Source organism: Frankia sp. R82 (assembly GCF_023716925.1).
Lineage (GTDB): Bacteria > Actinomycetota > Actinomycetes > Frankiales > Frankiaceae > Frankia.
In genome coordinates, this window is record NZ_JAMQQG010000029.1 from 14,401 (window position 1) to 40,887 (window position 26,487).

Consider the following 26,487-nt stretch of genomic DNA (forward strand, 5'->3'; position numbering starts at 1 on the left):
TGGCGCATGGGCGAGAAGGGGCTCACCGGCGGGCTGGTCGACTTTGCCCGCCGTCAGCCGGGCATGGTCGTCCTCGTCCTGGTGCTCGCCGTGCTGTACCTGTCGAAATCGGGTGCGGCCGGCAACGACCGGGCCGTGATCGTGGCCGGCGTCGACCTGCCGGCACCGACGATGGTCACCTACCACCGCACGACCTATGCCGTCGGCGTCGACCCGCGCTCCCCCGATGCGATCCAGGTGCTGTCCACCCGGGACCGGCGCACCTGGACGGTTCGACCCGACGCCCTGCATGCTCCCCCCGCCTGGGCGGATCCGAGCGAGGGACTCGGACCGGCCGCGATCGGCGTGTTCGACGGATCGTTCGTGCTCTATTACACGGCCACCGTGCGCGGGCTCGGGATCCGCTGCGTCTCGGCGGCCACCTCGAAACATCTCGACGAACCGTTCGAGGACACCTCGCTCGCCCCCTTCGTCTGCCAGACCGCCGAGGGCGGCAGCACCGACCCGAGTCCCTTCGTCGACGCCGCCGGACGGCCCTACCTGGCCTGGAGCAGCCCCGGGCAGTCCGGCGGATCGGGTCCGGCGCTGTGGGCGCAGCCGTTGCGTTCCGACGGTCTGGTGCTCACCGGCAACCCCGCCACGCTGCTGCGCCCGAGCCTGCCCTGGCAGGCCGGTCGGGTCGCGAGCCCGTCGATCCTCGAGGACAACGGGCACTACCACCTGGTGTACTCAGCGGCGCCGGAACTCAACGACCGGCAGGTGGTCGCGAACGCCACCTGCCGCACGCCACTGGGCCCGTGCGAGGCCGCCGAACGGCCGATGCTCACCGGCTCGCTGGTCGGCTCCGGGCCCGGTGGCGCCCATGTCTTCGCCGATGCGCGCCACCGCTGGTGGCTGGGCCTGCACACCTGGGACGCCCCGCCGACCGGCGCCTACGCCCCGCTGGGGCGGTTCGTCGTCGTCCCGCTGCAGGTGCATGACGACTCCCTCAAGGTCGCCGTCACGTCCACCGTTGAGGGCACCCTGCGCACCTCCGACCGGGATGACCGGGACGGCCGGGACGGCCAGAACCGACCGGACGACCCGGGCAGCACCGACGGTTCCAAGCACCACTGGTTCGACTTCAACCGCGAGAACCGCGATGACCAGACCCGCAACGGTCAGAGCCGCAGCGACGTCGGCGCCCACCGCGGCTCCGACGCCCAGCACCGCACGTCCCGGGACAGCGACTGACCGCGTCGTCGACCCGCCTCCGAGGTGCGGAACCGGGTCGACGACGCCGGGATCAGCCGCCGGTGGCGGCGCCCGCCGGGTTGGCGGCGGCCGGGTCTGCGGCGGCCGGGTCTGCGGCGGCGTCCTCGTGCTCGGGGGTGCGCGGGGTCTGGACGGGAATGCCGTGCTCACGCTCGAGCGCGATCTCCTCGGCGTCCGGAATCCGCGGTTCGGGGCGGGTCAGTGCCCAGATTCCGCAGACCACCGCGAGGAACAGGTAGCCCAGGGCGACCTGTCCGCCGCCGGCGTCCCACTCGACCTTCTCGGCGTGGATGAGACCGATGAACGCCAGTGCCGCCCCCGCCGCGGAGGCGATCGTCGCCGAGACGAACCGTTTGTCGATGATGAAGGCGACGATCGAGCCGAGCACCAGACCGGCCAGGACCGCACCGTCCCCGAGCAGGTGCAGACCATGCAGCAGCACGCTGTTGCCCTCGAGGTCGGCGTCGGTGATGTGCAGGTTCACCGCCGGGTTCATCTTCGACGCCACGCCGACCGCGGTGGTCACCGTGTTGTCGATCTGCCCGGCCGCCCACGAGGCGATGTTCGGGATGATCGCTGCGATGACCGCCGCGCCGTGCGCCTTCGGCGAGACCTGGAAGGCCTGGGCGCCGATGAGCAGACCGATGTAGAGCAGGATCGGCACGATCGCCGGCAGCGGCAACACCGCGTTGAGCAGGCCGAACATCCCACAGAAGCACAGCAGCGCGATGACCACGCCGGTGGCCAGCGAGTAGCCGGTGCGCCCGCCGGCGGACTTCCAACCGGGGTGGCCGATGTAGACCGCGGGCGGGAACGGCGAGCCGAGCGCCGAGCCGATGATCGCGCCGAAGCCGTCCGCGAGCAGGATCGGGCGCAGGTTGAAGCTGTCCCCCGCGGACGCGGCGCTCTCCACGTTCGTCATGCCCTCGGTGAAGTTGTAGACGCCGAGGGGAATCGCGGTGGCCAGCAGGGGAGAGATGTCGCGCAGACCGTCGATGAGCCGGTCGAAGTGGAATGTCGGCAGCGACAGCGCGATGTCCTTCGCCGCCTCGGAGACCGCCGGGGTGTCCATGAACCCGCCGATCCAGCCGATCGCCGTGCCCACCGCCAGCGCCACCGCACCGATCGGCAGGTTCCACGGCAGCTTCAGGTCGGTGAGCAGTCCGATGAGCAGCAGGCCGAACACGGGCAGCGCGATCCAGGCGGCGTCCCACATCTGGGCGGCGGGACGCATCGAGATGAACGCGATCGAGATGCCGGCGAGCGTGCCGAGCATCGCCGCCCGCGGGGCGTACTTCCGGATCGTCGGGCCGACGAACGCGCCGATCACGACGATGATCCCGATGATGAACGCCCAGGCCAGACCCGCCTGCCACGCCGCGACCGGGTTCTTCGTCTTCAGGTAGATCGGCAACATGATCACGAAGACGACGATGAACATGTGCGGGACGCTCGGCCCGTACGGCATGGCCGTGACGTCGTCGCGGCCCTCCTTCGCGGCCAGCCGCCGGCCGAGGTAGGCGTAGAACAGGTTGCCGATCAGCATCGCGATGCCGAGCGCCGGCAGGATCGCGCCGTACACGTCGGCCTTGGGGATGTTGACGACGAACAGGCACAGCGACGTCAGAACGATGACGTTGACCAGCACGTTGACGCCGAGGCCGAAGAAGGCGTTGGTGTCGCCCTTCGTCCAGTAGGGCAGGCTCGGCGTCGAGGGCCGCGACGACCGGGTTCCGATCTTGATCATCTGCGTGGACCAGTCCTGTCTCAGGAGGCCGCGACGGCGGCGGGTACGGACAGCAGCGGGGCCAGGGCGTCGAGGAAGGCCTGCGACGGGGCGACCCAGCCGAAGATGCCGCCCTGGGCTGCGACCATCTCGAGGGCGACCCGCTGGAACTCGGGGAAGTAGGAGCCGACGCAGTCACCGAGTACGAGGCACTCGTAGCCGCGGTCGTTGGCCTCGCGGACCGTGGTGTGCACGCAGACCTCGGTCGTCACACCGGTGACCACGAGGCTGGTGATGCCCCGCTGGCGGAGCACGTCGCCGAAGGCGGTGGCGTAGAAGGCACCCTTGCCGGGCTTGTCGATGACGGTCTCGCCGTCTATCGGCGCCAGCTCGTCGATGATGTCCTGGCCGTACTCGCCGCGGATCAGAATCCGGCCCTTGGGCCCGACGTCGCCGATGCGCAGGGTGGCGTTGCCGCGGTGCAGCTTCGCCGCCGGCAGGTCGGACAGATCGGGCAGGTGGCCCTCCCGGGTGTGGATGACGGTCAGCCCGGCGGCGCGCGCGGTCGCCAGCACCGCGCGCAGCGGCTCGATCGTGCTGCGCAGCTGGCTGACGTCGTTGCCGAGGCTCTCCCCGAAACCGCCCGGTTCGAGGAAGTCGCGCTGCATGTCGATGAGCACGAGTGCGGTGGTCGCGGGGTCGAAGGTGAAGTCGTAGGGTCGGGCGCCCACGGTCAGCGGGGTGTTCGCGGGACCGGTCGGTGCGTCGGTCGGGGTCGGTGCGGTGTCGGTCATGCCAGCTCTCGCCCTCGGGGTTCCACAGGTGCGGGTCGTCCCGCGCACAGCACGCGGGCCAGTCAGAGGGAGATCACTGCTGCCGGCTGCGGTAGCCGGGCACGGCGGCCCACCGGCCTCCCCCGTCGTGTCTGCAGCTGAGGGTCGGGCGGGTGCGTTTCGGTCCACCGCGCGGCGCGTAACGCGACCATGAACTCTGTATCCAGTTTCGTATCCTGGACCGTATACAGAGCCGGGTACGGCCGGTTCTAGGACGTTTTGCTTGCTTTTACGCAGGCAGCAGTCCGGTGCTGGATATGGCCTGCGCCACTCGCCGCATGCCCGTCAGGCCGGACAGGTCGACATTGACCCCGGGGACCCAGCCAACGGCTGTCGACTGTTACTGACGAGAGGGTGCGATGTGGTTACTCAACCGGCCAGGACAAGCCCTTCCCAGCCGGGCGGTGCGACACCGGTCGAGGCCGATCCACTGATCAACGCGACCGGGTCGGACCGGTTCACGCTGGAGCAGTTGCTGTCCGTGCTGGACGTACGGGGAGACGTCCCACCGGTGCCGGTGCGGGCGCTGCACAGCGCGCACGGCGGCGTCCTTGGCGGGCAGCAGGTCGGCCAGCAGATCGTGCTGGCCGAGCGGGTGACGCCGGGCAAGGTCGTGCACTCCCTGAACGCCATCTTCTTCCGGCCCGGCAACTGCCGGTGGCCGGTGTGGATCGACGTGGAGCGGCTGGCGGACGGCCGGTCGGTGGGGGCGCTGGCGCTGTCGGTGCGCCAGGACTCGCAGACGTTGTCCCGTACGAACCTGATGCTGCGCACTCGGCGGCCGGACCCGGGGATCCACCGGACCAGCACACCACTACCGGTCAGCCCCGAAGCGGCCGAGGCCGACCGGCACCTGCGGCTGATTCCGTGGGAGACGCGGCTGGCCACCGAAGGCCCTGGCTACCGGCGGGATCACTGGTCGCGCATCCCCGGCGCCGGTGACGATCCGACGATCTGGCGGGCACTGCTCGCCCATGCCTGCGAGTTCATGCCGGCGGCGGATGTCCTGGCGATGGCTGGGCTGCTCACCCCCACCGGGGAGATGCTCCCGGGGGTCACCGGTCTGGTGCTGTCGATGACGGTGACGTTCCACGACGAGGTCGACGTCCGGGAGTGGCTGCTCTACCGGGTGAGCGGCCTGCACATCGCGGACGAGCGGGCCGCGAGTCGGATCGAGGTCTTCACCGCCGCCGGCGAGCTGCGCGCGGAGGCATCCGTCATCTCCCTGCTGCGCCAGTCACGCTGACAGAACGCCGATCGGAACGCGACGGCCACCCGGCGAGTCACGTCCCGATCGGCGGTGCTGCGGGATCAAGCGGTGCTGCGGGTCAGGCCTGCGCGCTTTCGGTGACCGCGCTTTCGCTGACCGCGCTCTGGGCGATTGCGACGGGCTCGCCGTCGGACAGCCCGGCCGGCACCGGCACCGGGACAGCCGGGCCGCCGCGGCGCGGCAGCAGCAGGGCAATCGGCAGGCCGATGACGAACACGCAGGCGGCGATGAGTAGGCCGAGCGTGTACCCGGAGGTCAGCGCGTCGGGCAGCGCGGCGCCGTGCTGCGTCTCGTGCTCGGTGCGGTTCGCGGCCAGGGTTGTGACGACCGCGAGGCCGACGGCCGCGCCGATCTGCCGGCCGGTGTTGACGAGCCCGGAGGCCAGCCCGGCCATGTGCATGGGCACCCCGGACGTCGCGGCGGTGACCATCGCGACCATGACGGTGCCGATACCGGCGGACATCAGCGCGATGGGGCCGAACACCTCCACCCAGTAGGAGCCGCCCGGAGAGATGCCCGTCATCCAGAACTGACCGGCGGCGCCGATCACGACTCCGGCGACGATGATCGGGCGCGGCCCCAGCCGGCCGATCATCCGCGTCACGATCTGCGACGCGATCATGATCGATACTGGCATCGGCAGCATGGCGAGCCCTGCCCGCAGCGGACTGAAGCCCTGGACCCGCTGCAGATACAGCGTGAGGAAGAACAGCACGGCGAACATGCCGGCCCCCAGCACGGCCGCGATCAGGTTCGCCACCGCGATCCCCGGGAAGCGGAAGATCCCCAGCGGCACCAGCGGATTCGGGCTGTTCGCCTCGATGGCGAGGAACGCCCCGAGCAGCATGACTCCACCGGCGAGCATGCCGAGTGTCGTCGCGGACGTCCACGACGAGTTCTCGGTTCGCACGATCGCGTAGACCAGCAGCACCAGACCGCCGGTCACCGTCACCGTGCCGGGGACGTCGAGGTCACGCAGCCGGCTGATCTGACCCCGCGACTCGACCAGCACCGTCCGCGCCGCGACGATCAGCAGGATGCCGATCGGCACGTTGACGAACAGCACCCAGCGCCAGTCGGCGATGTCGGTGAGTACACCGCCGAGCACCGTGCCGAACGCACCACCGCTGGCCGCCGTCGCACCCCAGGCCCCGAGGGCCCGGGTGCGCTCCCGGCCTTCCGCGAACGAGGTCATCAGCAGGCTGAGCGTCGCCGGCGCCAGCACCGCGCCACCGAGCCCCTGCACCGCCCGCGCAACGATGACCTGGACTTCGTTCTGCGCGAGGCCACCACCGAGGCTGGCGAGCGTGAACAGAGCCAGGCCCAGGATGAACACCCGCCGTCGACCGAACAGGTCGGCCGCCCGCCCGCCGAACAGCAGCAGCCCGGCGAAGGCCAGGGTGTACGCATTGACCACCCACTGCAGACCCCCGGCCGACAGGCCGAGGTCATCCTGCATCGACGGTAGCGCGATGTTCACAATCGAGATGTCGAGCACCACCATGAACTGGGCCAGGCAGCAGACCGCCAGGACGGCCCATGAGGCCCGCGACGGACCGGCCGCCCCCGCCGGAGCGGTCGACGACTCCGCCGAACGCGATCCTGCCGCCGGGCCCGGCCCTGTCTCCGAACGTGAAGCCATGAACGTCAATCCCTCCCGTCTACACGCCCATCCGTGCTCGCCTGCGTGGCGCTCACCTGCGTGCGTCTGCTCGCCCACCAGCACAGGGCCGTACGCCAGCACAGATCGTATGCCAGCAAGTTCGTACACCGTACGAGGACGTGCCACCACCCTACGCCGTACGATGTACGAACGGCAAAACGCTTTTCCCGCTTCCCGATGTGGTCGGAGGTGACCAGGTCATGGCCGCGCCGGCGGAACCAGCCACCAGGACCGGCGTTGTGCGCACGGTCACGGGTACGGGCGGCACGGGCACGGGCCACACGGGCGCCTGCCGGTCGAAGCTGAGCCGCGAGCTGCTGGCCCGGGCGGCGATCGAGCTTGCGGATGCGGACGGCCTGGCCGCGGTGTCGATGCGCCGGCTCGCCATGCACCTCGGCGTCGGGACGATGACGCTCTACTATCACGTCCGAGACAAGGACGAGCTGCTTGATCTCGTCTGGGACGAGTTCCTGGGCGAGAGCCTGCTCGCCGAGGTCCCGACCGGCTGGCGGGCCGGTCTCACCGCGATCGCGCAGCGGTTCCGGGAGGCTTACCAACGCCACCCGTGGACGCTGCAGGTCGTGGCCCGTCCGTCTCGTGGACCCAACAAGCTGCGGTTCATCGAGCAGTACCTCGGCGTCGTCTCGCAGATCACCGATGATCCGCTCGAGCAGCAGCGCATTCTGCACTCGGTGAACGACCTCGTCGTCGGCTGCACCCTGCGGGAGATCAGCAGCCAGGCGTTCCCGCATCCCCCGTTGCCGAAGGGGGACGATCCCGCCGCCACGCAGGCGCTCGAGCCGGATTTCGGCGCCCTGTCCGACGGCGAGGAGCTTCCCCGCCTGCGCAGCCTGTGCACGATGGGCCTCCTCCTGCCGACGCCGCGTTTCGAACGAGCACTGGGCTGGCTGCTCGACGGCATCGAGGCCACCCACCCGGAGGCCGGGCGCGAAACCCGACCAGGATCCGGGTGCGCACTCCCCGGCAAAGCCGAACAGCAGACGGCGGACAGCAAAATACTGAAGAAGCGGGCGTAGCGCCCTTCACGGACACGATGTGAGTCGCTACTGTCAGAGAGGTCCGTCGCCGTCGGCGAGCCACGAGTCGTATCCGGGGCAGCCCACATGACCGTTCGTCTTCCGCGCCACGTGGCCCCGCTCGCCACGGGCGAACCGACCATGCTCGGGCCGTACCAGCTTCTCGGCCGGGTCGATGTGGGCATCACCGGCGTCGTCCACCTGGCCCGGGCACCCGGCGGTGCTCAGGTCGCCGTCCGCTCGCTGCATCCCGGTGACGCGCTGCGCGACGACATGCGAGCCCGCTTCGCCGCCGCCGTCGAGCGGGCCTGCGTGATCGCCGGCCCGTACACCTGCGGCGTGCTCGACGCCGCACCCGCGGCCACGCGGCCCTACCTCGTCACCGAGTTCGTCGGCGGGCCCACCCTCGCCCGGGAGCTCGCCGAACGCGGCCCGCTGTCGCCCGAGGAGATCGACCGCCTTGCCCGCAGCCTGCTCACGACGATCGAGGCGGCGCACCGCAGCGTCGGTCCACTCGGTGATCTGACCGCCGCCGACCTTGTGCTCTCGGTCGTTGGCCCCCGGCTGGTCGATCTGGGCGTCGCCGCGGCCCTGCGGCCCCTGCTGGTGACGGCCGGTGGCGGGGGCGAGCCGACCGCCGGCACCACCTACGTTCCCGGGTACGGCTTCGGGCCGGCCGCGGGCGGCTGGGACGGTCCCGCGGCGGACATCGTCGCCTGGGCCGGCATCGTCGATCTGGCTGCCACCGGGCGCCCGTCCAGCCTGGGGGGGCCCGCCGCCGGGCGCGGCGGTTGGCGGCGGGCCGAGTCGGAGGACGACCCGAGCGAGCTGACCAGCCCAGGCGTGCGTCGCGCCCTGACCCGGGTCCGTCTTGCCGACGGCGGCTCACTACCCGACACCGCCGAGCTGTTGGCGCTGCTTTCCGGTGCTCGCCCGCGCCCCGGGCGATCCGGTGGACGTCGCCGCGGCCAGCGCACCACCGGCGTCGCCGCGCCGGCCGGTGCCGCCGCCACGGTCGCCGCGCCCACCGGGACGGCCAGAGGCACCGGGACCGCCAGAGGCGTCGACGCTGCGGTGGCCGCAGCCGATCTCGTCGCGGCGGGCCTCGCCCTGCCGCCGTTGGCCAGCCTGCCACCGGCACCCATCCCTGTCCTGGGCGGCGGCGCTGCCGCCCCCGGGACAACCGCTGCGGATGCCGGCGGCCTCGGCGCTGCCACCCCGGCCGAGGCGGCCGGATCCGCGACCACCGGGGCGCGGCCTGACCGTCAGGTGCGTCACCTGGCCGACGCGCCGCCGGTACCGAAGCACGATCAGCAGCGCCGTTCCCGGATACGGCCGGTGGCCGTGCTGGCTGTCGCCGCGACAGCAGCGGTGGCGGCGGCTGCCGCAGTCGCCGGTCTCGGCGCTTCCGGCGACGAGGTCACCTCCGGCGCCCAGGCACCGCTGCACGACACGCACCCCACCGACCTGCCAGCTGCCTCCCGCGCGGCCGACCGGTCGGCGGTGGGCCTGGGAGCCGGCCCGAACGCCGGTCCAGGCGCCGGTGCCAGGACGGCCGGCACCGACACCGGCACCGGCCGTGGGGCCGTGGCTCCCGTCCCGGCCGAGGCCGCGCCGGTGATCCCGTCGGCCACCACCGCCCTGGACCCGGCCGGCGCCGCCATCGGTGCCCCGGCCGCCCCGGGCGCCGAAGATCCCCTGGCTCCGACCGCCCAGCACCAGCAGAAACGGCTTTCCGAGGCGGATCTGGCCCTCGACACCCTCCGGCTGGTGGGTGCCGGCACCTCACCGGGTGCCGGCACGCCGGCCGCCGCGGCAGCGAGCGGGACGGGCAGCGCCGCGGACGACGACCTCGGCCTCACCCTTGGCGCGCCACCGGCCGGCCTGCTGATCACCCCGCTGACCCCGATCTCCCCCGCCGACGAACCCGCCCACGAGCCGCCGGCGTCTCCCGCCCCGGCCCAGGCAGCCACCGTCGGGACCAGGCCGGCCGAGACCAGGCCAGCTGAGACCAGGCCGGCTGAGACCAGGCCGGCCACGCCCCCAGCCAAGCCAGCCGCCGTACCCCCCGCTCGGCCGGCCGCCGCTGCCGCCGAGCCAGCCGCGGTCGCCGCGCCCGCACCGCTGCCCGTGCCCCCCGCCCAGCCGCCCACCCCTGCCGTCCCGGCACAACCCGCTACCCCCGCCGCTCCCGCCCAGCCGGCCGCCGCCGCTGTGCCCCTGACGTCTCTCACCCCCACTCGGCCGACCGCTTCCGACCAGCCAGCAGCTGTGGCTGCGGCCCAGCCGGCCGCCGCTGTGCCCCTGGTGGCCACCACGCCTGGTCAGCCGGCGGCCAGCCCCCGCCCCATGGGCCGGATCCCGGCGGTACCTCGTTCCGCCGGAGGTTCGACCAGCCAGGCGAACCCGGCCGCCGTTCCCAAGGTCACAGACACCCCGGCGGCAGCCACCAGCATTCCGGCGACCGCGGGCGCCCCCGCCGGGCAGCCTCCGGCGAGCACGTCGGGTTCTTCCACCGGCCTGACCCCGGCCCCGATCACAGTCATCCCGCTGACCCCGCGCTGACGTCGACGGACGGGTGCGGCGAGCGGCGGGCGCCGACGGCGGCGGTCAGGCCGGTTGGCGGCTCGCGCCGGTCGGCCAGACGATCTGCACCGGACGTCCCAGGCTCCGCGCGTAGGCGACCACGTCCGCCGTCCCGCCGTAGCCGCGGGCCGGCTGTCCGTCCCAGACGGCGATGATGTGGTCGGCAGCGTCGACCAGCACCCGACTCGCATCCATCAGGCTGGGGAGATCGGGCTGGGCGCGGTCCTGCCGGCGGACCTCGGCACAGCTGCGGACCAGCCGGTCGTAGTCGTCGAGGTGCCCGGGCGGCTGTAGATCCCGGTAGCCACGGGCGGGGATCACCGAGATGAGGCGACCGCCGAGGTCGAGCACGACGTCGGCGAAGACGGTGTCGGCGCCGTCGGCGAGACAGCTCATACCGGCGAAGCCACCCGCGACCCGCGCGAACGGCGCCAGCAGACGGCGTAGCTCCGCGTCGACGTAGCAACGCTGCACCTCGGTCAGCCCCCGATGACCGGTCACCCCGACAATGGGTCGAGCGGACGGAGATCCTTCGGAACATCCGGACATCCGGCGAATGTAGCCGGCTGGCCGGTCGGTTCGAACCTGCTTGCCAGCAGAGCGTTGAGCTTCACGTGGGCCCAGCGCCGCCCCGCAGTTGACCAGCGCCGCTCGGCCCACCAGCCGCCCGTGCAGGCCTGTCCGACGCCGAGCCGTTCAGCGCCGCCCGACGAGAGCCGCCCGACGAGAGCCGGCCGGGACGTCAGCGTGCGGTGGTGGCGCCCTGCCAGAGGGGACGGCCGTGCTGCAGCCAGTCGGGGATCAGGGAGCGCAGCGCTTCCGGCTGCAGCTGCAGGTCACCGAGACTGCTCAGCGGGGTCGAGACGACGTCTAGATCGTCGAGTCGGCTGCCGAACTCGGCTGCCCACGATCGGTCGACGGAGAAGATGACGTCGAGTTCGGCGACGCGGGTTCCCCGCTCGATCCGGGTGCCTTCCACACAGCCGACGAACGTCACGTGACTTGCCTCGATGTCGGCCTGCTTGTCCAGCTGCCGGCGCAGCGCGGCCTGGATGGTCTCCCCGGCCTCGACCGGGCCGCCCGGCAGGTGGAAGGTGCTCTGGCCACGCACGTTGGTGAGCATGATCCGGCCTCCCTCCACCAGCAGCGCGCGGACGTTGATCCGGGGCGGCGTGCCGGCGGGCCGGCGCCGGTCGGCAGCGGCGCCCTTGCCGACCTGCGTGGCGGCGGTCTGCGTGGGAGCGAACGGGCGGGCGGGATCGGTCATGGAAGCTCCAGGGCCAGGGATCGACGCACGGTCAGTAGAATGTAACGCAAAGGTTTCGCCGCGGGGCATGTCAGTCGTCGAGTAGACTCCGCAGAAGCGGTAGAAACGCGACAGAAATAACCGTAAGATCGGATAAACCGGGCGAAAGTCGCCGAACCTGCGGGGTTACTATCGCAGGTATGCCAAGATTCCGGATCAGCGAGGCAGCAGCGCTGCTCGGTGTCAGTGACGACACCGTCCGCCGTTGGGCGGACAGCGGTCGCCTGCCCACCGTCCTGGACGATGCAGGCCGTCGGGCGGTGGAAGGCGCCAATCTGGCCGAGTTCGCCAAGGACATGGCTGGAGAACAGAGTAGCGCGTCGATCCCCGTCGTGGCGGAGTCGGCCCGCAACCGTTTCCCGGGCATCATCACCCGCGTCACTCGGGACACCGTCATGGCACAGGTCGAGATCCAGGCCGGCCCGCACCGGCTGGTGTCCCTGATGAGCCGGGAGGCCGCCGACGAACTCGGTCTCGAGCCTGGTGTCCTCGCCGTCGGGGCGGTGAAGTCGACCAACGTGGTCATCGAGATGCCCGACCGCCGCTGACTCCCGCGCCCCCGTGGGTCCGCCCGGATGGGGGTCGTCGCCGGCACGTCCGTTCGCACCCGAGAAAGGCACCCCGCCGGCGATGACGACTGACGCCTCCCTGTCATGGTCCGGTACGTCGACGCAGGCCGGCGAGTCGGCGCGCCCTGGCGGGCCTGGTCCGGCCCGCCGCCGTGGCCAGCGACGGGAAACCCGCCGGCGGGTGCCGTGGGCGCTGTGGCTGCCGGGTTCGATCGCGGTGCTGTTCCTGTTGTTGCCGCTGGTCGGTCTGCTGATCCGGGCGCCGTGGACAGGGCTCGCGCACCTGCTGAGCCAGACGAGCGTCCGTCAGGCGCTGCTGCTGTCGCTGCGGACGTCCAGTGAGGCGACGGTGTTGTCGCTGGTGTTCGGCGTCCCGTTGGCCTGGCTGCTGGCGCGCACCCGGTTTCCGGGGCGCACGCTGCTGCGGGCACTGGTGACGTTGCCCCTGGTGCTGCCGCCGGTGGTCGGCGGCGTGTCGCTGCTGCTGGCGCTGGGACGGCGTGGGCTGATCGGCGAGTCACTGTCCGACTGGTTCGGTTTCACTCTGCCGTTCACCACCAACGGTGTCGTGGTCGCGCAGACGTTCGTGGCGATGCCGTTCCTCGTCGTCTCGGTCGAAGGTGCGCTCAACAGCGCCGATCGTCGCTTCGAGGATGCCGCCGCCACCCTCGGCGCCGATCCCTGGATGACGTTCCGCCGGGTGACCGTCCCGCTCGTGGCGCCCGCGGTCGCCGCCGGCACCGCCCTGTGCTGGGCGCGGGCCCTCGGCGAGTTCGGCGCGACGATCACCTTCGCCGGCAACTTCCCCGGTACCACGCAGACGATGCCGCTGGCCGTCTACCTGGCGCTGGAGACCGACCCGGACGCGGCGATCGCCCTGTCCCTCGTGCTGCTGGCGGTCTGTGTCACGGTCCTGGTCGCGCTGCGCGCCCGGTGGCTGCCGGGCACCCGGTGGATCGCCCGCCGCCGGGCCGGCCGCGGCGCCCTCGCGACCACCACCGCGGACGGCTCGGGGGGACCTCGATGAGCACCGCCCATCCCGAGGCGACCCCGACCTCGCCCGGCACCGCCTCGGCCGGCACCGCCTCGGCCGGCGGCGATGGGCTCGACGCTCGCATGATCGTCCGCCGCGGCGCGTTCGTGCTGGACGTCGAGGTGCGGGTCGCCCAGGGTGAGGTGGTTGCCGTCCTGGGGCGCAGTGGCGCCGGGAAGAGCACGCTGTTGCGGGCGCTCGCCGGCCTGCTGCCCCTGGACGCCGGGCGCATCACGCTGGCCGGCGAGGTCCTCGACGATCCGCGCGAACGTCGCTTCACCGCGTGCGAGGACCGTCCCGTCGGGGTCGTGTTCCAGGACTATCTGCTGTTTCCGCACCTGCGCGCCCGCGACAACGTCGCCTTCGGCCTGCGCGCCCGGCTCGGTCAGGGACGGCGGCAGTCCCGGGCGGACGCCGAGTCGTGGCTGACCCGGTTCGGTGTCGGCGATCTGGCCGACCGGCGGCCCGGCGCACTGTCCGGCGGGCAGGCCCAGCGGGTGGCCCTCGCCCGGGCGCTGGCCACCCGGCCGCGGCTGCTGCTGCTCGACGAGCCGCTGTCCGCCCTCGACACCTCGACCCGTACCGAGGTCCGGGCCTTCCTGCGCACCGTCCTGCCGACGCTGTCCGCGCCGGTGCTGATCGTCACGCATGACCCGATCGACGCCGAGGTGCTCGCCGACCGCACCATCGCCCTCGTCGACGGCCATGAGATCACCTCGCCGTCCGCCTCGAGCTCGGGCCCGGCTTTGTCACCAGACCAGACCCCAGTTTCGACCCCGGCTCCGACCCCGGCTCCGGCTGACGGTTTCTGAACCAGGCTCCGGATCAGAGCTACGGGCGGCGGGATCAGTTCCGGGTGGCGCCGGCTGTTGCCTGGGGGCGGGCAGCCTCCCCCTGGTGACGGACCTCGGCGTCCGGGCCCGGGAAGACGAAGCTCACAGTGCCGGTGTCGGTCCAGCGCACGGCGAACGGCGGATCGCCGTTGTCCGACCGGGCCGCGCAGATCTCCCCCGAGCGGTCCGCCGTCCGCGGCACATGACTGTGGATGATCAGTGTGTCGCCCGGGTGCGCGCGCAGCACCCCGGTCCGTCGCGGGAACACCGGTGACTCGGAGACCCGGATCATCGACACCATGCTGGCTGCTCTCCCGTTCGCGCCATGGACTCCGGCCCCTCGACGGACAGACCGGCTGGCAGCCCGGTCGGTGGGACGGCCGGTCACGACGGGGGGTGCGGGCTCGCGGTGTGGAGCGAACGTCTCGTCGTGCACCGGGTGGACGAGATCGGCCATCTGCCGCTCGCTGCGGATCAGCAGGTCGTCCACGGTGACGATGCCGACGATGCGCCGGCCGTCGACGACAGGCAGTCGCCGCACGGCATGGTCCCGGAAGATCTCGTAGGCCCGTTCGACGCCCATGCCGGCGGGGACGGTGACCACATCGGTGGTCATCAACGCGTCGATCCGACCGTCCGCACCGACCCCGCGGGCCACACCGCGGATCACGATGTCGCGGTCGGTGACGATGCCGACGAGCCGGTCGCTGTCGACCACCAGCAGTGCGCCGACCCCCGTTCGGGCCATCTCCTGCGCTGCCTGGCCGATCGTGGTGGTCCGCGGCACGGTCACCGGCAGCCTACTGATCATCGAGCCGACGTAGACCATCTGTCTCCCCCTCCGATCGGGCCCGCCCTCCGCGTGAACCCGCCGCACGCTACGTCCACGTCCTTCCCCGATTTCTTGCTGTAGTCACACGATGACATAGAGATCACCCGCAGGGTCTCCTGGCGACCTCGTGCCTGTCACAAACGGGTGATTCATCCGCTCACCGGTTACTCGTCGCCCGTCGCTGGTCGGCATCCGGATCTGCCGCGGGCGGGCGGCCGGCAGTAGCGACGGCACCGGAATCGGGGGCGACATCGGGAGCGGGAGCGGGGTCCGGGCCGGCGCGGGGAGCGAAGGCATCGAGGAACCAGTCGCGGGCGAGCGCCGCGGCCTGGGTGAGCGTGCCCGGCTCCCCGAACAGATGCGTGGCGCCAGGGACGACGACCAGCCGGTGGACGCAGCCGGTCAGGCGTTGTTGCGCCCAGCGGTTGAACTCGAGCACCTGTTCGTCCAGGCCGCCGACGATCAGCAGGGTCGGTGCACGCACCGTGGGCAGACACGTCCAGGCAAGATCCGGACGACCGCCGCGGGAGACGACGGCACGAACGCGGCTGCCAGGTTCGGCGGCGGCCGCCAGCGCGACCGCGGCCCCGGTGCTGGCGCCGAACAGCCCCAGCGGCAGGTCGGCCGTCTCCGGTTCGGCGGCGAGCCAGGCGTCGACGCCGGCCAGTCGTCCGGCGAGCAGTGCCAGGTCGAACCCGGAATCGGTGGCTGAGCTCACCGGAGCCGAGCTCACCGAATCCCCCGAACTCGTCGAACTCGTCGAAGCCGGGGGGACCTGCGGGGTCCCTGCGCCCATCGGGGTTCCAGAGGCCAGCGACACTGCCGGGAAGGACGGGGCCTGCGAGGTGGCGGGGGTGGCCAGATCGAGCAGGAGGGTGGCGAGCCCGGCGGCGCCCAGAACCTCGGCGACGTACCGCCCACGCGGGCTGTGCCGCCCTGAGCCGCTGCCAGGCGCGAACGCCACCACTCCACGCGGGTGCGCCGGCACCACGAGGCGGCCCGGCAGCCGGACATCCGCAAGCGCGATCTCCACGTCCCTCGCCGGCCCGGCCGGACCAGACGCCCGGCGAAGCAGGTCGACGACCTCCTCGTCGGACGTCTGGCTGAAGTCGGCGTAGAACTCGCCGACCCCGACGAACGTTTCCGGTGCGTGGGTCCAGACCACCTCGTCCGCATCCAGGCGCAGCGATGCGATGCGATCGTGGGCGATCACCGGAGTGGCCAGAACGATCCGGCCCACCCCGGGCTGCCGCAGCGCCCGGCAGGCGGCTCGGGCGGTGGCCCCGGTGGCGATCCCGTCGTCGACGACGACCACCGTGCGACCGTGTAGTCCGATCCGGGGACGGCCCTCGCGGAACCGGTGGCCGCGGCGTTCCAGCTCCGCCAGTTCCTCGGCCTCCACCTGGGCGAACTGCGTCTGGTCCACCTGGGCCAGACGGACCGTGTCCTCGTTGACCACCCGAATCCCGCCCTCGGCGATCGCCCCCATCGCCAGTTCGGGCTGGCGCGGCACCCCGATCTTGCGCACGAGCAGGACGTCCAGCGGCGCACCGAGGGCCCGCGCCACCTCGAACCCGACCGGGACACCGCCTCTGGGCAGCGCGACCACAACGACGTCACGCCCCCGCAGATGCTCCAGCCGGGCGGCAAGCCGGCGTCCGGCGTCCCTGCGGTCCGCGAAGATCCGGTTGTCGATGCTCATGGTCACCTCGCCTCGTTACCCTCGTCACCGAGCGACTCGTCACCCCCTGCTGTCGGGATTCCCTCCGCGACTATCGCCGATCCACCGGACGGGTGATTCGCCTCGCCCGTTCAGGCCATCCGTGCCACCCGTGCGGTCCGAGGCAGTTCGGGCAGGCCACCTAGCCGCTTCTCGTCCGCCCGACTTGTCTGGCTTGCCCTGGCCAGTCCGGCATATGCCTGACGACCAGCACCGCAGCTGTCACGTGACACCGCGCATACCGGTGGGCGTGCATAATCGGCAGGGTGACGCTCCGCTTCCAGCACGGCCCCGCCTCGCACTGGGCGTGGCGCGCAGTCTGTAGCGCCGGAGCCTGTCCACGCTGTCCGGGTTCCCTCGGTTGTCCCGGCCCTCGCGCCTTCTGAGGCTCGTCCCCGCCATGACGAGCCCGGCGGCCCGCTAGCTCGCGGAGCCCGCCCCGGCGCGAGGGATTCGGCTGGTCCATCGCCACCGTCATAGCCACCGCCACGCCATAGCCCCGGCTTTCGCCGCCCGCTCGCGTCCGCGCCGACGTCCGCATGGGCGCAGCCACCGGCGTGGAGTTATCGCTGGCCCCGCACTGCTGTTGGCCTTGGCACCGACGTTCGCACTGGCCCTGGCGCACGCCGTCCCAGCCGAGGCCGCGCCCCCAGCTGGACCAGATGGCGATTCCCGGCATCGCCCAGTCCGACCATCACCCAGTCCGCGACCATCGCCCAGTCCGACCAGGAAGGCAGCGTCAGCTGTGTCCGCCAAGGCCGTGTCCTTCAAGGCGTGGACCGACCGGTTGCGAGCCGAGGGATACCTCGTCTGCCCCGGCAGCTGCGCCGTGCCGGTTGACCTGCGCAGCGTCCGCCGCGACGGCCTCGGTCTGCACTTTCGCTGCCGCGGCACGTCCGTGCGACTGGCCGTGTACCGGCCCGGTCGGGCGGCGTGGCAGGTGGCCGTGCGGGACGAGACCTGGTGCCCGGAGGAAGCGCTGCAGTTGTGGACGCACCGCCCCCTCGACGGGCCGCCCCCATCCGCCGACGCCACGCTTGCCTTCCCCGACGGCGCCAGCCCCGACGACGAGATCATCCTCGACGGCGCCCACCTGTGGGGCTGGACCGGACACGACGCCGGCCTGCTCTCCCCGCAGGACGCCTCCGTCCTGTTCGACCGCCTGATCGCCACGCTGCCGAGCCTCCCAGACGCCCGGCGGCTGCCCATCCAATCCGCCCCGCCGCGGACGGCGAGGGGCAGTCGTCACCTTCGCCCCGCCGTCCTGTAAGCTTCAGTTGCTTCCAGGGGGTGTAGCTCAGCCTGGTAGAGCGCCTCCCTCGCACGGAGGAGGCCAGGGGTTCGAGTCCCCTCACCTCCACCCCTGTTGACCAGGGCTTTTGCCCTGGTCCTCTTCATCATCCAGCGGCGAACCATCCTCCGGGTGCACGTCCCGGTGCACCTCGTCTCGCGGATCCTCCTCGGACGGACCGAGAATCACCCCGGCCACAGGCCGGCCGCCGCAGCGTCCATGCCCGGGATGACGTGGCTGTACGTCCGCGGCGTGAACCCGACGTCGGCAGGCCCGAGCCGTTCGGACACCATCCTGGTCGGTCCTCGGAGCGGACGCGGCAGCGAGGGCGGCAGGCAGGCCGGGCCGTTCCACCGGAGATGCTGTCGGTATGGAAGGTGCCCCGACCAGAGTGGCCCGCCGCGTCGCAGCGCTGGTCCGGGCTGTCGTCGACGGCCTGCGCGGCCACGATCTCGCGCTGATGTCCGCCGGCGTCACCTACTACGCCGCCATCGCGATCGTCCCGGGCGTGCTGGTCGCCATCAGACTGATCGACCTGCTCCTCGGCGAGGCACACACCCGCGAACTCGGCCGCTCGCTGGCCGAGGCCCTGCCCGGCGGTCTGGGCGCACCCGCGGTCGTCGACACGGCGTTCCGGGCTGCGGCGACGATGTCACCGCTGGTCGTGGCAGGCGCGGCGATTCCGGCCACGTTCTACGGCGAAGGGCTGCGTCGGGCCTTCGTCCGACTCACCGGACAACGCGAAAACCTGGTCGGATGGCGCGGCCGGCTCAGCGTGCTGCCGCTGCTCGCCGCCGCGCCGGTGCTGCTGCTTCCGGTGCTGCTCGTGACGCCGATACTGGCCCGCCTGTTCGCCGACAGCGGCCTGTCGGCAGCGCTCGGCGTGGTCGTCGCGTTCACGGTCGACTGGCTGGTGCTGACCGCGACCCTGACCTTCGTCTACCGGGTGGTCGGCCCAGGCCGGCCAGCCTGGACCGCGACGCTGTGCGCGGCGGGAGCGACCGGATCCTTCGTCGCGGGGTTCCTGCAGGGATTCGTGCTCTTCCTGTCGTTCACCCTGGATCTCGGACTGCCGTTCGGCGGTTTCTCACCGGTGGGCGCGGCCGTCGCGGTCGGCTTCTGGCTTTTCCTGCTCCACCTCATCGTCCTGGTCGGGTACGGACTCACCCTGCGACTCGGCGAGATGCGACTCGGTGAGAACCGCAGCGGATCGGTGCACCCCGAACAGAAGCACCATGACCTTCGCCCAGCCTCAAGAAAATCCGGAAGGGGCGAGGAGGGGGCGGATACGTAACGTTCCCGGTTCCGCCCAGACCACCAGGGAAAAGACGGAACCGAGATCAGATGTCGCTACCGTGATTTCGTGCGCCGCACCGAATCGGTGACGGTGGCCTTGGGACCGGGTTTGACGACGGACTGCCTGACAAAGCGGCCCGCGATCGCATCACACCGCCGCCCACCACCGGAGCCCGTGTTCGCGGCCATCCACCGCATCTCGTCTCAGCTCTTGGCTGGGACCGGGTCGTCGCCGTATGTCCACTCGGTCTCGACCGTGCCGTCAGCCCGTTGGACGACCAGATGACTGGGCTGTTTGCCGATCGCGATCTTCTGGCCAACGGCGATTGCCTCGTCCTTGATTCGATGGGTCGAGATGAACGAGTTCTCATGCCTGATCTGCCACCAGCCGCCCGAGGGGACGATCTGGTACACCTTGTGGTTGGCCATGCGTGACTCCTGGGCCTGTGTGTGCTGGGGCGCAGCCGCGCGAGAATTCGCGGATGCGCAAGTGACACTCTAGAGTCAAATTAGCCGCAGCAAGGCAGGTTCGCCTTCTGCAATTGTACGTCACATGTCGAATCCAGCGGGGGAAAGGTGCCATACCGGACCGGGCAACGGTCGATACAGAAGGGTTTTTCGCCGCCATCGACGCCCACTGTCAGGGACGAGGCCTCCCGTGGAGGGAGTCGCCATGCAGGGCCGGGATCAGCCAGTCGACGTTGGCCCACCTGGCGCAAAGCAGGCCCCCTGACGTGGGCAGCCTCGCAGTCCTTGTCGACCGGGCCGGCCTGAGCGCTGACGCTTTTCTCATCAGGACGCAGCCGCAGCGCGAACCCGAGCCCCCGGCAATGGGATCCGCGGCGTCCTGACCCGTACGCACCTGCCGAGCCTCCGGAGCTTTTGTGACGCCGCCGGGGCGGGTGCCCGTTCGAGACTTCGGTCCAGCCGGCTGTGGTCCACCGGGATCTTGGCCCCGACGGCCCACGCGGCACCCGTTCCACCGGTGCGCGGGGACGACGGAAGGACTGCCAGGTCGAGCTGCTCCTGCGGGCGTCGCGGCCGACCTAACTATTGTGGCGGGATGGGACTGCTGGGGGATCTGGTCAGGATCGTGTCCGATCTGGTGGCGGGTGGTCGCCGTCAGAGTGATACACCGGCGCCAGAGGCAGGACAGGAAGTCCGGCGGCGACCGACGCCGAAGGCCCGCTCTGCCCCGTCGCCCTCGACGGTGGCCGAGCGCAGTCGCCCGGCCCGGGAGCAGACACGGTCGTCGCGCGCGGACGGGGAGGTCTCGCCGGGTGAGTCCGGGCCGGACGCCACCCGGGAGGTCGATCCAGGCGATGTCGGGCCGGTGCGGATGAGCTACTCGCCGCAGTCGGACGGGGCCCCGGATCCCGGTGAGATCGTCTGGACGTGGGTGCCGTTCGAGGAGAACGACGGACGGGGTAAGGACCGGCCGGTACTCGTGGTGGCCGTCGAGTCCGCAGGCACGTACCTGGCCGTGCAGCTGACCAGCAAGGAGCACGACGGCGAGGGCGACTTCGTGGCCGTCGGCGCGGGCGGGTGGGACAGCCAGCACCGGCCGTCCTGGGTCAACCTGGACCGGGTGATCCGAGTGCACGAGGGCGGGATGCGCCGCGAGTCGGCGGCCCTGCCGCGTGAGCCGTTCGAGCAGGTCACGGCCCGGCTGCGGCAGCGCTACGGCTGGCGCTAGTACCGCGCGGCCATGACCGGCCGCCGGCTGTCCCCGGCGCCAACGCGGGTCGATGGAGGCCACGAGAACGTCACGCGGGCTGGTTGGCCTCGGTGTTCGGGTTTGCGCCAGGACCGGGCAGGACGTCGATGGTGTCGGCGCGGATGGGCTGGTCGCAGTGCTCGCAGCGCGGTGACGCGGGAGCGACGTGACCGCATGGCCGGTGCCGGTACAGGACGGGCGGGCCGGCCGGACCGGCAAGCCAACGGTCCCCGAAGCGGGCCATGGCGATCAGGACGTCGCACAGGTCGACGCCCTCGTCGGTGAGCACGTACTCGTACCGCCTGGGCCGGGTCGAGTACTCGCTGCGGGCGAGCACGCCGCGTTCGACCAGCCACTTCAGCCGCTCGGTGAGGACCTTGCGGGAGATGCCGAGCTCGGCCTGGATCTGGTCGAAGCGGCGGATCCCGACCATCACGTCACGCAGGATCAGCGGCGACCAGGGCTCGCCGATCAGGTCGAGGGTGCGGGCGATCGAACAGGCCCGGTCGCCGAACTGGGTCCGTTGCACGTCATCAGCGTACGACAGATGGGTTCCCTTGAGGAACTAACCCTGCTAGCGTTCGTTCCGTCAGGGAACTAACCGACTGGAGGGACGTCGAGGATGAGCCCGCTGCACCCGGACACCGCACCCGTACCAGCCGCCGTGCCGCGCCAGGGCGATCCTGCCCTGCTCGACACCGCGACCGCCCGGCGCCTGCTCGCTTCGGCGATCCCCGCGCGGTTCGCCTACCTCGCCCTCGACGCAACCCCCCGCGTGGTGCCGACCTGGTTCCACTGGACCGGCGACGAACTGGTGACCGTCACCTACGTCCGCGGGCCCGCCATCAGCCATCCCGCGAAGCGGCTGGCAGCGCTGCGGCGCCGGCCGGAGGTCGCCGTGACCATCGACACCGACACCTTCCCGCCCGCATCGCTCAGCCTGCGCGGCCAGGTCGAGATCACCGAGGTGGACGGCCTCGCGCCGGAGTACGTCGCGGCGGCGCACCGCTACCTCGGGCCCGAGGCGGCCGCCGGCATGCTCAGCCAGGTCGACGCGCCCGGCACGGTGCAGGCCCGCATCGCGCTGCGGCCGACCTGGGTCGGCCTGCTCGACTTCGCCGGACGCAGGCCCAGCGCGCAGGGCGGCATCGACCCGCAGGCATCCCCGGAATAAGGCGGGCGCGTTCCTGGTAACGGGCGCTGTGCCGAGATTCCAGCGCTGAGCGCGGGCAGCGGAACAACGTTTCACCGTGGGCTCACACGGTCGCTTTCTGCTTGATGTGCGTGGTCGGATGTGGCCTGGACCGATCCGTGTGGTCGCGACGAGGAAGCAACAGCGGGCTGGTGAGAATGAGCAGGCCGATGACGGTGAGAGCGGTGCGTGGGCTGGTGAGGTCGGCGAGTAGGCCCCCGAGCGCGGTGAGGATGGCGATGGCGGTCTGCTGGCCGATCGACCAGGCCGACAGAGTGCGGGCGACGCGGTGTCTGGGGGTGTGTTCGAGCCGATAGGTGGCGAGTACCGGGTTGAACAGACTCATGTTGATGATGATTGCCAGCTCGACGGCGATCACCGTGAGCAGGCCACCGATTCCGGGACGGACAAGGGCCAGGCCGATCAGCCAGACCGCGCGCAGGGCGCCGACGGTCCGCAGGATCCGGTGCTGGCCGTAGCGGGCCACCACCCGGCTGGCCAGGCGGGAGCCGATCAGGCCGCCGACGCAGGGGGCGGCGAAGGCGAGGCCGTACTGCCAGGGCGGAAAACCGAGTTGGCGCAGGAGAAGCACGGCCAGCAGCGGCTCGGTGGCCATGATCAGTCCAGCGACGAGCAGGTTGTTGAGATAAAGCGCCCGTAGGACGGGCTGGGAAAGGATGTGCCGCCAACCGTCGAGGAGGTCACCGGTTCGGATCGGGCTCGATGCGACTTTTCGCCCCTGTTGCGCGCGGTCGCGGATCGCGGTGAGGCACAGCGCGGAGAGCAGGTAGCTGAGCGCGTCGGCGACCACGGTGACGACCGGCCCGAACAGGCCGATCGCCGCACCGCCCAGGGGCGGTCCGACCGCGAGGGAACTCCAGTTCGTGGATTCGAGCCTGGCGTTCGCCGTGAGCAGGTCAGCCGGCCTGACGATGGCCTTCAGACAGGCGCCGCTCGCCGCGCCGAAGGCGATTCTGGCCGCCGCCACGACCGCCGAGACCACGATCAGCTGGTAGAAACCGAGCCAGCCGACGGCGTAGGCGAGCGGGATCGTCGCCATGGCCGTGAAGCGAACGAGGTCCATCGTGATCATCACCGGCCGCTTGCGGTGGAACTCCACCCACGGCCCGAGCGGCACCGCGATCAGCGCGCCCACCGCCGGTCCCACCGCGGCCAGCGCCGCGACCTGACCAGGCCCGGCATGCGCGACCACCACGGCGATCAGCGCGAGCGCGCCGAACCCCAACCCGGACCCGTAGACGCTGACCGCGTAGGCCGCCCACAGCCAGCCGAACCGCCGACCCAGCGAGCGCGGTCTACTCAACCAAGGGGTGTGCACCCGCCGATTACATCGGCATGATTTCCTTTCATCAAACAAGGATCTGTCGGCCAGATACAACCATTGGCTGTACGAAGGGTGTGTCATGAACGTGGAAGCGGTCCGGGCGTTCGTCGCCGTCGCGCAGGAGGGGCAGTTCCAACTCGCCGCAGCCCACCTCGGCATCAGCCAACAGGCGGTGTCGAAGCGCCTCGCGGCGCTGGAGAGCGATCTCGGTGTCCGCCTGTTCACCCGCACCGCGCGCGGTACTCGGCTCACCCTCGACGGTCAGGCGTTCCTCCCGCACGCGCACGAGCTGCTGCGGGTCGACCAACGAGCCGTGGACTCGGTGCGGCCCGGGCGCCGTGCCCTGCGCGTCGATGTGCTCAGTTACCGGATCGCGCCGTCCGCGGTGCTGCGCGGCTTCCACCGCGCCCACCCCGACGTCGAGCTTGATCTCGTGACCATCGTCGATGGTGCCCAGGCCGCCATGGCCGCCATCCAGGCGGGAACCATCGACGCCTCGTTCCGGGCGGTGGGTTCCCCGGCGTCCCCACTGCCCGCGGGGATCAGGGCCAGCTCAGCCGTCGACGACGCCCACCAACTGCTGGTGGGTCCGGCCCACCCGCTGGCCGGCGCCCGCGTCGTGACGCCCGCCGACCTGGTCGGGCAGCGAATCTGGATGCCCGGCATGCTGCGGAAAAGCGAATGGGACATCTACTACGACGACCTGGCCGACACGTTCGGACTCACGATCGAGCGGGTCGGCCCCCATTTCGGCACCGAACACCTGCTCGATGTGCTCGCCGAGTCCTCGACGCTCGCGAACCTCGCCGGCGAGCACACCAGATACCTGTGGCCCGACCACTACGACCTGCGCCGCATCCCCATCCGCAGTCCGACCCCGATCTATCCGCACTCGCTGGTCTGGCACCGGGACAACACCCATCCCGTCCTCAGCACCCTTGTCGATCATCTTGCCGCCACGCGAGCAAGGCGTCCCGAGGCTGACACCTGGGTGCCCAGGTGGGCGCAGTCCACCGCAGGTCGCGGTTAGACCGCGGGAATTCTGAACTCGGTGCTTCCGGTCAGGTACCAGGATCTCCCGACGAGCGACACCTCTCCGGTGGCCACAACCGAAACCCGTTCCTCGTGCGCACGGATCGCCAACCTGTAGGAATCACCGGAAAGATTCATCCTGACCCGACGCCGAGACTTTCCCAGGAATCCATCAATCACTGCCGTACCATCGTCGTTGTTGCCGGCGCGTTCCAGCCGGACGACTTGGCCGACGACCCGACCCCGCATTTCGATCGGCCTCTTCCTGAGTAGGCCGACGATTTTTTCCACCTGTTCGGCTTGTGGCCGCGGTACTTCGATCCGACTCGGGACATCCGGACTGGTGGGTATCGATCCCGAGAAAACGAAGCGCAGATCCAGTGACCGGACACCTTCCTGCCCACCCATGACACCGACCGCTTCGACCATCTCCGCGCTGGCGCCACGCTCCACCGCCTCGTCGAGCGTGATACCGCCCTGCGGATCGAGGAGTTCCCGAGTTGCCTCCAGCCCGCTGGCGAGGGTCTCGACCACCTGCCGCGAGAACGCGACCGAACCAGCAGCCGCGTCACCCCCGGGGCTCGCCGCAGCTCCATCATGGCGAACAAAGACAGGCAGTACAAAACTGCCGCGAATCGTGTGACCAAGCCTCAGGTCGTTGGCTACGAAGTCCGTTGCGGCTCCAGGCCTTCTGCCCAGATGTGCCGGGCGTGGCCTAATTGCACTACAGGCCGCAACAAGCATTATGCGCGAGATTCCGTCCACCAGGACTCTCGCCTCACCAAGCGGTATCGAATCACCCGGAGTGAACTGATCCGCCCGCAGGAAGACGATGTCACTGTGCGCACTCACGATCCGGAGCGGGAGGGAACCTGGCTCAATTCCATGCACCAGGGACACGATCTGAAGGGCATCCCTGAAACGCAGGCCGAAGTCCCTGTATTCCGGATCATACGGGACCATCACGCTTGCATCCAGTGCAGCGTTCTCCCAGACGGCACTTATGCCGGGGCGACACTCGACCCGCCGCCACCCGTTGAGCCGCAGAAAGGTTTCCATTTCACCCGGGTCGACCTCAAGGGAAGGGAGGTCCTCGATAATCGCCGAGTCGACGCTCATGGTTTCCCTCCACTCCCTATCCGGTAAAGAATTCCCAGAAGCTGCTCTACATCGTAGACGTTTTTTCGAGGCAGCACTACCGTCTTGGAGGATCCGGAGATCCGCCCACTACCTTCGATGCAGGTCCAGAAGGCCGAACCACTGAGGATCATCCGCTCCGGTTCGGTCACGAGCCAGCCGGCGAGATCCTCAGGGACAACAAGAACAACGAGCATTTTCCGGTTATAGGTCTTCGGGTCCCGTAGCCCATCGTAGTGATCGCGCGACAGCTGCCAGTGCACTCCATCTTCCCGGAGAACGTCCTGCGACGTGCACTTCATCTGCACATCCACCACCGAAGAGCTGTAGCGGCGATGGTTGGCCACCTGTCGCACGGTGTAGTCGACCGTCTCGACGTCCGACCTCAGATCGGAGATCGTGCACCGCGCCGCTGCCGCGATCGCGTGGGTGAAGGCGAGGCTGAAGGCCTGCTTGCACTCCGTGGCGTGGAGTGAGCCGTACGGGACCCCCGAGGGCGTCCGCATGGCTGGCCACTGGTTCGGAGCCGCCTGCTCCCCCGCCACCGAGCCCCCTCGACCACCCAACGCCGACAGATCGCCACCTTACGTGGCAAGGCTCCACGAGTCCGGACCGGCCCGGACCACGGGCGACGGTGGCCGCGGTCCGACCCCCGCGGAGGCGGTCCCCGCCTTCACCGACAACCGCGTCGGCGGCCCGCCGAGCCGGGGTGGAAACACCCCGTCCCTGCGCCAGAGCGGCACCAGCGCGAACGGCCCCGATCCGGGCAGTGCGGGTAACACCAGCGCGGATCCTGGCGGGTTACCCGCCACCTT

The 26,487-nt window shown here is 70.8% G+C and carries 24 protein-coding genes and 1 tRNA gene; 13 read left to right on the forward strand and 12 right to left on the reverse strand.

Features of this window, described 5'->3' with window-relative positions; translation table 11 throughout:
• Positions 1 to 6 precede the first annotated feature (6 nt).
• Positions 7 to 1,233 carry a family 43 glycosylhydrolase gene (locus ND747_RS08275; RefSeq protein ID WP_251732893.1) on the forward strand — a complete coding sequence of 409 codons (1,227 nt, stop codon included), beginning with the start codon at positions 7 to 9 and terminating at the stop codon, positions 1,231 to 1,233.
• A 52-nt stretch (positions 1,234 to 1,285) separates the two neighbouring features.
• Here ND747_RS08275 and ND747_RS08280 read toward each other — a convergent pair whose 3' ends face one another.
• Both ND747_RS08280 and ND747_RS08285 read right to left on the reverse strand, forming a co-directional pair.
• Positions 1,286 to 3,001, reverse strand: coding sequence for a regulator (locus ND747_RS08280; RefSeq protein WP_251732894.1), 1,716 nt, complete (start codon positions 2,999 to 3,001; stop codon positions 1,286 to 1,288).
• A gap of 20 nt (positions 3,002 to 3,021) precedes the next feature.
• Positions 3,022 to 3,774, reverse strand: coding sequence for a cysteine hydrolase family protein (locus ND747_RS08285; protein WP_251732895.1), 753 nt, complete (start codon positions 3,772 to 3,774; stop codon positions 3,022 to 3,024).
• A gap of 400 nt (positions 3,775 to 4,174) precedes the next feature.
• Here ND747_RS08285 and ND747_RS08290 point away from each other — a divergent pair, with 400 nt between their 5' ends.
• Complete coding sequence (locus ND747_RS08290; protein ID WP_251732896.1) at positions 4,175 to 5,059, forward strand: acyl-CoA thioesterase domain-containing protein; 885 nt, start codon at positions 4,175 to 4,177, stop codon at positions 5,057 to 5,059.
• A gap of 82 nt (positions 5,060 to 5,141) precedes the next feature.
• Here ND747_RS08290 and ND747_RS08295 read toward each other — a convergent pair whose 3' ends face one another.
• On the reverse strand, positions 5,142 to 6,725 hold the full coding sequence (locus tag ND747_RS08295; protein ID WP_251732897.1) for an MFS transporter: 1,584 nt from the start codon (positions 6,723 to 6,725) through the stop codon (positions 5,142 to 5,144).
• Positions 6,726 to 6,946: 221 nt separating this feature from the next.
• Here ND747_RS08295 and ND747_RS08300 point away from each other — a divergent pair, with 221 nt between their 5' ends.
• Both ND747_RS08300 and ND747_RS08305 read left to right on the forward strand, forming a co-directional pair.
• Positions 6,947 to 7,783 carry a TetR/AcrR family transcriptional regulator gene (locus ND747_RS08300; RefSeq protein ID WP_251732898.1) on the forward strand — a complete coding sequence of 279 codons (837 nt, stop codon included), beginning with the start codon at positions 6,947 to 6,949 and terminating at the stop codon, positions 7,781 to 7,783.
• Between the two features lie 87 nt (positions 7,784 to 7,870).
• Positions 7,871 to 10,348, forward strand: a complete 2,478-nt coding sequence (locus ND747_RS08305; protein ID WP_251732899.1) for a hypothetical protein — start codon at positions 7,871 to 7,873, stop codon at positions 10,346 to 10,348.
• Positions 10,349 to 10,393: 45 nt separating this feature from the next.
• Here ND747_RS08305 and ND747_RS08310 read toward each other — a convergent pair whose 3' ends face one another.
• A complete protein-coding gene (locus ND747_RS08310) occupies positions 10,394 to 10,870 on the reverse strand; it encodes a hypothetical protein (protein WP_308204587.1) in 477 nt (158 codons plus the stop codon).
• Between the two features lie 241 nt (positions 10,871 to 11,111).
• Positions 11,112 to 11,636: an NUDIX domain-containing protein gene (locus ND747_RS08315; RefSeq protein WP_251732901.1), complete on the reverse strand. Its 525-nt coding sequence runs from the start codon at positions 11,634 to 11,636 to the stop codon at positions 11,112 to 11,114.
• Between the two features lie 179 nt (positions 11,637 to 11,815).
• Here ND747_RS08315 and ND747_RS08320 point away from each other — a divergent pair, with 179 nt between their 5' ends.
• The 3 genes from ND747_RS08320 to ND747_RS08330 all read left to right on the forward strand — a co-directional run bounded on the left by ND747_RS08320 (position 11,816) and on the right by ND747_RS08330 (position 14,089).
• Complete coding sequence (locus ND747_RS08320) at positions 11,816 to 12,223, forward strand: molybdopterin-binding protein (protein WP_251732902.1); 408 nt, start codon at positions 11,816 to 11,818, stop codon at positions 12,221 to 12,223.
• A gap of 82 nt (positions 12,224 to 12,305) precedes the next feature.
• Positions 12,306 to 13,271 carry an ABC transporter permease gene (locus tag ND747_RS08325; protein WP_251732903.1) on the forward strand — a complete coding sequence of 322 codons (966 nt, stop codon included), beginning with the start codon at positions 12,306 to 12,308 and terminating at the stop codon, positions 13,269 to 13,271.
• Positions 13,268 to 14,089, forward strand: coding sequence for a sulfate/molybdate ABC transporter ATP-binding protein (locus ND747_RS08330; protein ID WP_251732904.1), 822 nt, complete (start codon positions 13,268 to 13,270; stop codon positions 14,087 to 14,089). Before ND747_RS08325 ends, ND747_RS08330 begins: the two co-directional genes overlap by 4 nt.
• Before the next feature lie 34 nt (positions 14,090 to 14,123).
• On the opposite strand, the gene ND747_RS08335 is transcribed toward ND747_RS08330, so the two are convergent.
• Together ND747_RS08335 and ND747_RS08340 are read right to left on the reverse strand one after the other, a co-directional pair.
• Positions 14,124 to 14,939: a CBS domain-containing protein gene (locus tag ND747_RS08335; RefSeq protein WP_251732905.1), complete on the reverse strand. Its 816-nt coding sequence runs from the start codon at positions 14,937 to 14,939 to the stop codon at positions 14,124 to 14,126.
• A 160-nt stretch (positions 14,940 to 15,099) separates the two neighbouring features.
• Positions 15,100 to 16,644 (reverse strand): phosphoribosyltransferase, encoded by a 1,545-nt coding sequence (locus tag ND747_RS08340; RefSeq protein WP_251732906.1) that lies wholly within the window; start codon positions 16,642 to 16,644, stop codon positions 15,100 to 15,102.
• Positions 16,645 to 17,407: 763 nt separating this feature from the next.
• On the opposite strand from ND747_RS08340, the gene ND747_RS08345 reads away from it, so the two are divergent.
• The 3 genes from ND747_RS08345 to ND747_RS08355 all read left to right on the forward strand — a co-directional run bounded on the left by ND747_RS08345 (position 17,408) and on the right by ND747_RS08355 (position 19,247).
• Positions 17,408 to 17,932 (forward strand): hypothetical protein, encoded by a 525-nt coding sequence (locus tag ND747_RS08345; RefSeq protein ID WP_251732907.1) that lies wholly within the window; start codon positions 17,408 to 17,410, stop codon positions 17,930 to 17,932.
• A 16-nt stretch (positions 17,933 to 17,948) separates the two neighbouring features.
• Positions 17,949 to 18,022 (forward strand) — tRNA-Ala (locus tag ND747_RS08350).
• Positions 18,023 to 18,344: 322 nt separating this feature from the next.
• A complete protein-coding gene (locus ND747_RS08355; RefSeq protein WP_251732908.1) occupies positions 18,345 to 19,247 on the forward strand; it encodes a YihY/virulence factor BrkB family protein in 903 nt (300 codons plus the stop codon).
• Positions 19,248 to 19,453: 206 nt separating this feature from the next.
• Here the strand turns inward: ND747_RS08355 and ND747_RS08360 are convergent, their stop codons facing one another.
• The gene (locus ND747_RS08360) at positions 19,454 to 19,678 is read right to left on the reverse strand and encodes a DUF2188 domain-containing protein (RefSeq protein ID WP_251732909.1); all 225 of its coding nucleotides are present in this window, start codon (positions 19,676 to 19,678) and stop codon (positions 19,454 to 19,456) included.
• 781 nt (positions 19,679 to 20,459) lie between these two features.
• On the opposite strand from ND747_RS08360, the gene ND747_RS08365 reads away from it, so the two are divergent.
• The gene (locus ND747_RS08365; RefSeq protein WP_251732910.1) at positions 20,460 to 20,945 is read left to right on the forward strand and encodes a type II toxin-antitoxin system PemK/MazF family toxin; all 486 of its coding nucleotides are present in this window, start codon (positions 20,460 to 20,462) and stop codon (positions 20,943 to 20,945) included.
• 70 nt (positions 20,946 to 21,015) lie between these two features.
• Here ND747_RS08365 and ND747_RS08370 read toward each other — a convergent pair whose 3' ends face one another.
• Positions 21,016 to 21,495, reverse strand: a complete 480-nt coding sequence (locus ND747_RS08370; protein WP_251732911.1) for a helix-turn-helix domain-containing protein — start codon at positions 21,493 to 21,495, stop codon at positions 21,016 to 21,018.
• A 93-nt stretch (positions 21,496 to 21,588) separates the two neighbouring features.
• Between ND747_RS08370 and ND747_RS08375 the strand changes: the two genes are divergently transcribed.
• Positions 21,589 to 22,140 carry a hypothetical protein gene (locus tag ND747_RS08375; RefSeq protein WP_251732912.1) on the forward strand — a complete coding sequence of 184 codons (552 nt, stop codon included), beginning with the start codon at positions 21,589 to 21,591 and terminating at the stop codon, positions 22,138 to 22,140.
• An 82-nt stretch (positions 22,141 to 22,222) separates the two neighbouring features.
• Here ND747_RS08375 and ND747_RS08380 read toward each other — a convergent pair whose 3' ends face one another.
• Positions 22,223 to 23,482, reverse strand: a complete 1,260-nt coding sequence (locus ND747_RS08380; protein ID WP_251732913.1) for an MFS transporter — start codon at positions 23,480 to 23,482, stop codon at positions 22,223 to 22,225.
• A gap of 100 nt (positions 23,483 to 23,582) precedes the next feature.
• On the opposite strand from ND747_RS08380, the gene ND747_RS08385 reads away from it, so the two are divergent.
• Positions 23,583 to 24,533, forward strand: coding sequence for a LysR family transcriptional regulator (locus ND747_RS08385; protein WP_251732914.1), 951 nt, complete (start codon positions 23,583 to 23,585; stop codon positions 24,531 to 24,533).
• Here the strand turns inward: ND747_RS08385 and ND747_RS08390 are convergent.
• Both ND747_RS08390 and ND747_RS08395 read right to left on the reverse strand, forming a co-directional pair.
• The gene (locus ND747_RS08390) at positions 24,530 to 25,654 is read right to left on the reverse strand and encodes a hypothetical protein (RefSeq protein WP_251732915.1); all 1,125 of its coding nucleotides are present in this window, start codon (positions 25,652 to 25,654) and stop codon (positions 24,530 to 24,532) included. The genes ND747_RS08385 and ND747_RS08390 overlap by 4 nt on opposite strands.
• Positions 25,651 to 26,217, reverse strand: a complete 567-nt coding sequence (locus tag ND747_RS08395) for a DUF4365 domain-containing protein (protein ID WP_251732916.1) — start codon at positions 26,215 to 26,217, stop codon at positions 25,651 to 25,653. The genes ND747_RS08390 and ND747_RS08395 overlap by 4 nt, the downstream gene beginning before the upstream one ends.
• Positions 26,218 to 26,487 lie beyond the last annotated feature (270 nt).

Excerpts from the sequence above, each read along its gene's own strand:
- ND747_RS08275 (WP_251732893.1), top strand. The coding sequence starts at position 7 with ATGGGCGAGAAGGGGCTCACCGGCGGGCTGGTCGACTTTGCCCGCCGT.
- ND747_RS08280 (WP_251732894.1), bottom strand. The coding sequence starts at position 3,001 with ATGATCAAGATCGGAACCCGGTCGTCGCGGCCCTCGACGCCGAGCCTG.
- ND747_RS08285 (WP_251732895.1), bottom strand. The coding sequence starts at position 3,774 with ATGACCGACACCGCACCGACCCCGACCGACGCACCGACCGGTCCCGCG.
- ND747_RS08295 (WP_251732897.1), bottom strand. The coding sequence starts at position 6,725 with ATGGCTTCACGTTCGGAGACAGGGCCGGGCCCGGCGGCAGGATCGCGT.
- ND747_RS08300 (WP_251732898.1), top strand. The coding sequence starts at position 6,947 with ATGGCCGCGCCGGCGGAACCAGCCACCAGGACCGGCGTTGTGCGCACG.
- ND747_RS08305 (WP_251732899.1), top strand. The coding sequence starts at position 7,871 with ATGACCGTTCGTCTTCCGCGCCACGTGGCCCCGCTCGCCACGGGCGAA.
- ND747_RS08315 (WP_251732901.1), bottom strand. The coding sequence starts at position 11,636 with ATGACCGATCCCGCCCGCCCGTTCGCTCCCACGCAGACCGCCGCCACG.
- ND747_RS08320 (WP_251732902.1), top strand. The coding sequence starts at position 11,816 with ATGCCAAGATTCCGGATCAGCGAGGCAGCAGCGCTGCTCGGTGTCAGT.
- ND747_RS08325 (WP_251732903.1), top strand. The coding sequence starts at position 12,306 with ATGACGACTGACGCCTCCCTGTCATGGTCCGGTACGTCGACGCAGGCC.
- ND747_RS08330 (WP_251732904.1), top strand. The coding sequence starts at position 13,268 with ATGAGCACCGCCCATCCCGAGGCGACCCCGACCTCGCCCGGCACCGCC.
- ND747_RS08335 (WP_251732905.1), bottom strand. The coding sequence starts at position 14,939 with ATGGTCTACGTCGGCTCGATGATCAGTAGGCTGCCGGTGACCGTGCCG.
- ND747_RS08340 (WP_251732906.1), bottom strand. The coding sequence starts at position 16,644 with ATGAGCATCGACAACCGGATCTTCGCGGACCGCAGGGACGCCGGACGC.
- ND747_RS08360 (WP_251732909.1), bottom strand. The coding sequence starts at position 19,678 with ATGGCCAACCACAAGGTGTACCAGATCGTCCCCTCGGGCGGCTGGTGG.
- ND747_RS08375 (WP_251732912.1), top strand. The coding sequence starts at position 21,589 with ATGAGCCCGCTGCACCCGGACACCGCACCCGTACCAGCCGCCGTGCCG.
- ND747_RS08385 (WP_251732914.1), top strand. The coding sequence starts at position 23,583 with ATGAACGTGGAAGCGGTCCGGGCGTTCGTCGCCGTCGCGCAGGAGGGG.
- ND747_RS08390 (WP_251732915.1), bottom strand. The coding sequence starts at position 25,654 with ATGAGCGTCGACTCGGCGATTATCGAGGACCTCCCTTCCCTTGAGGTC.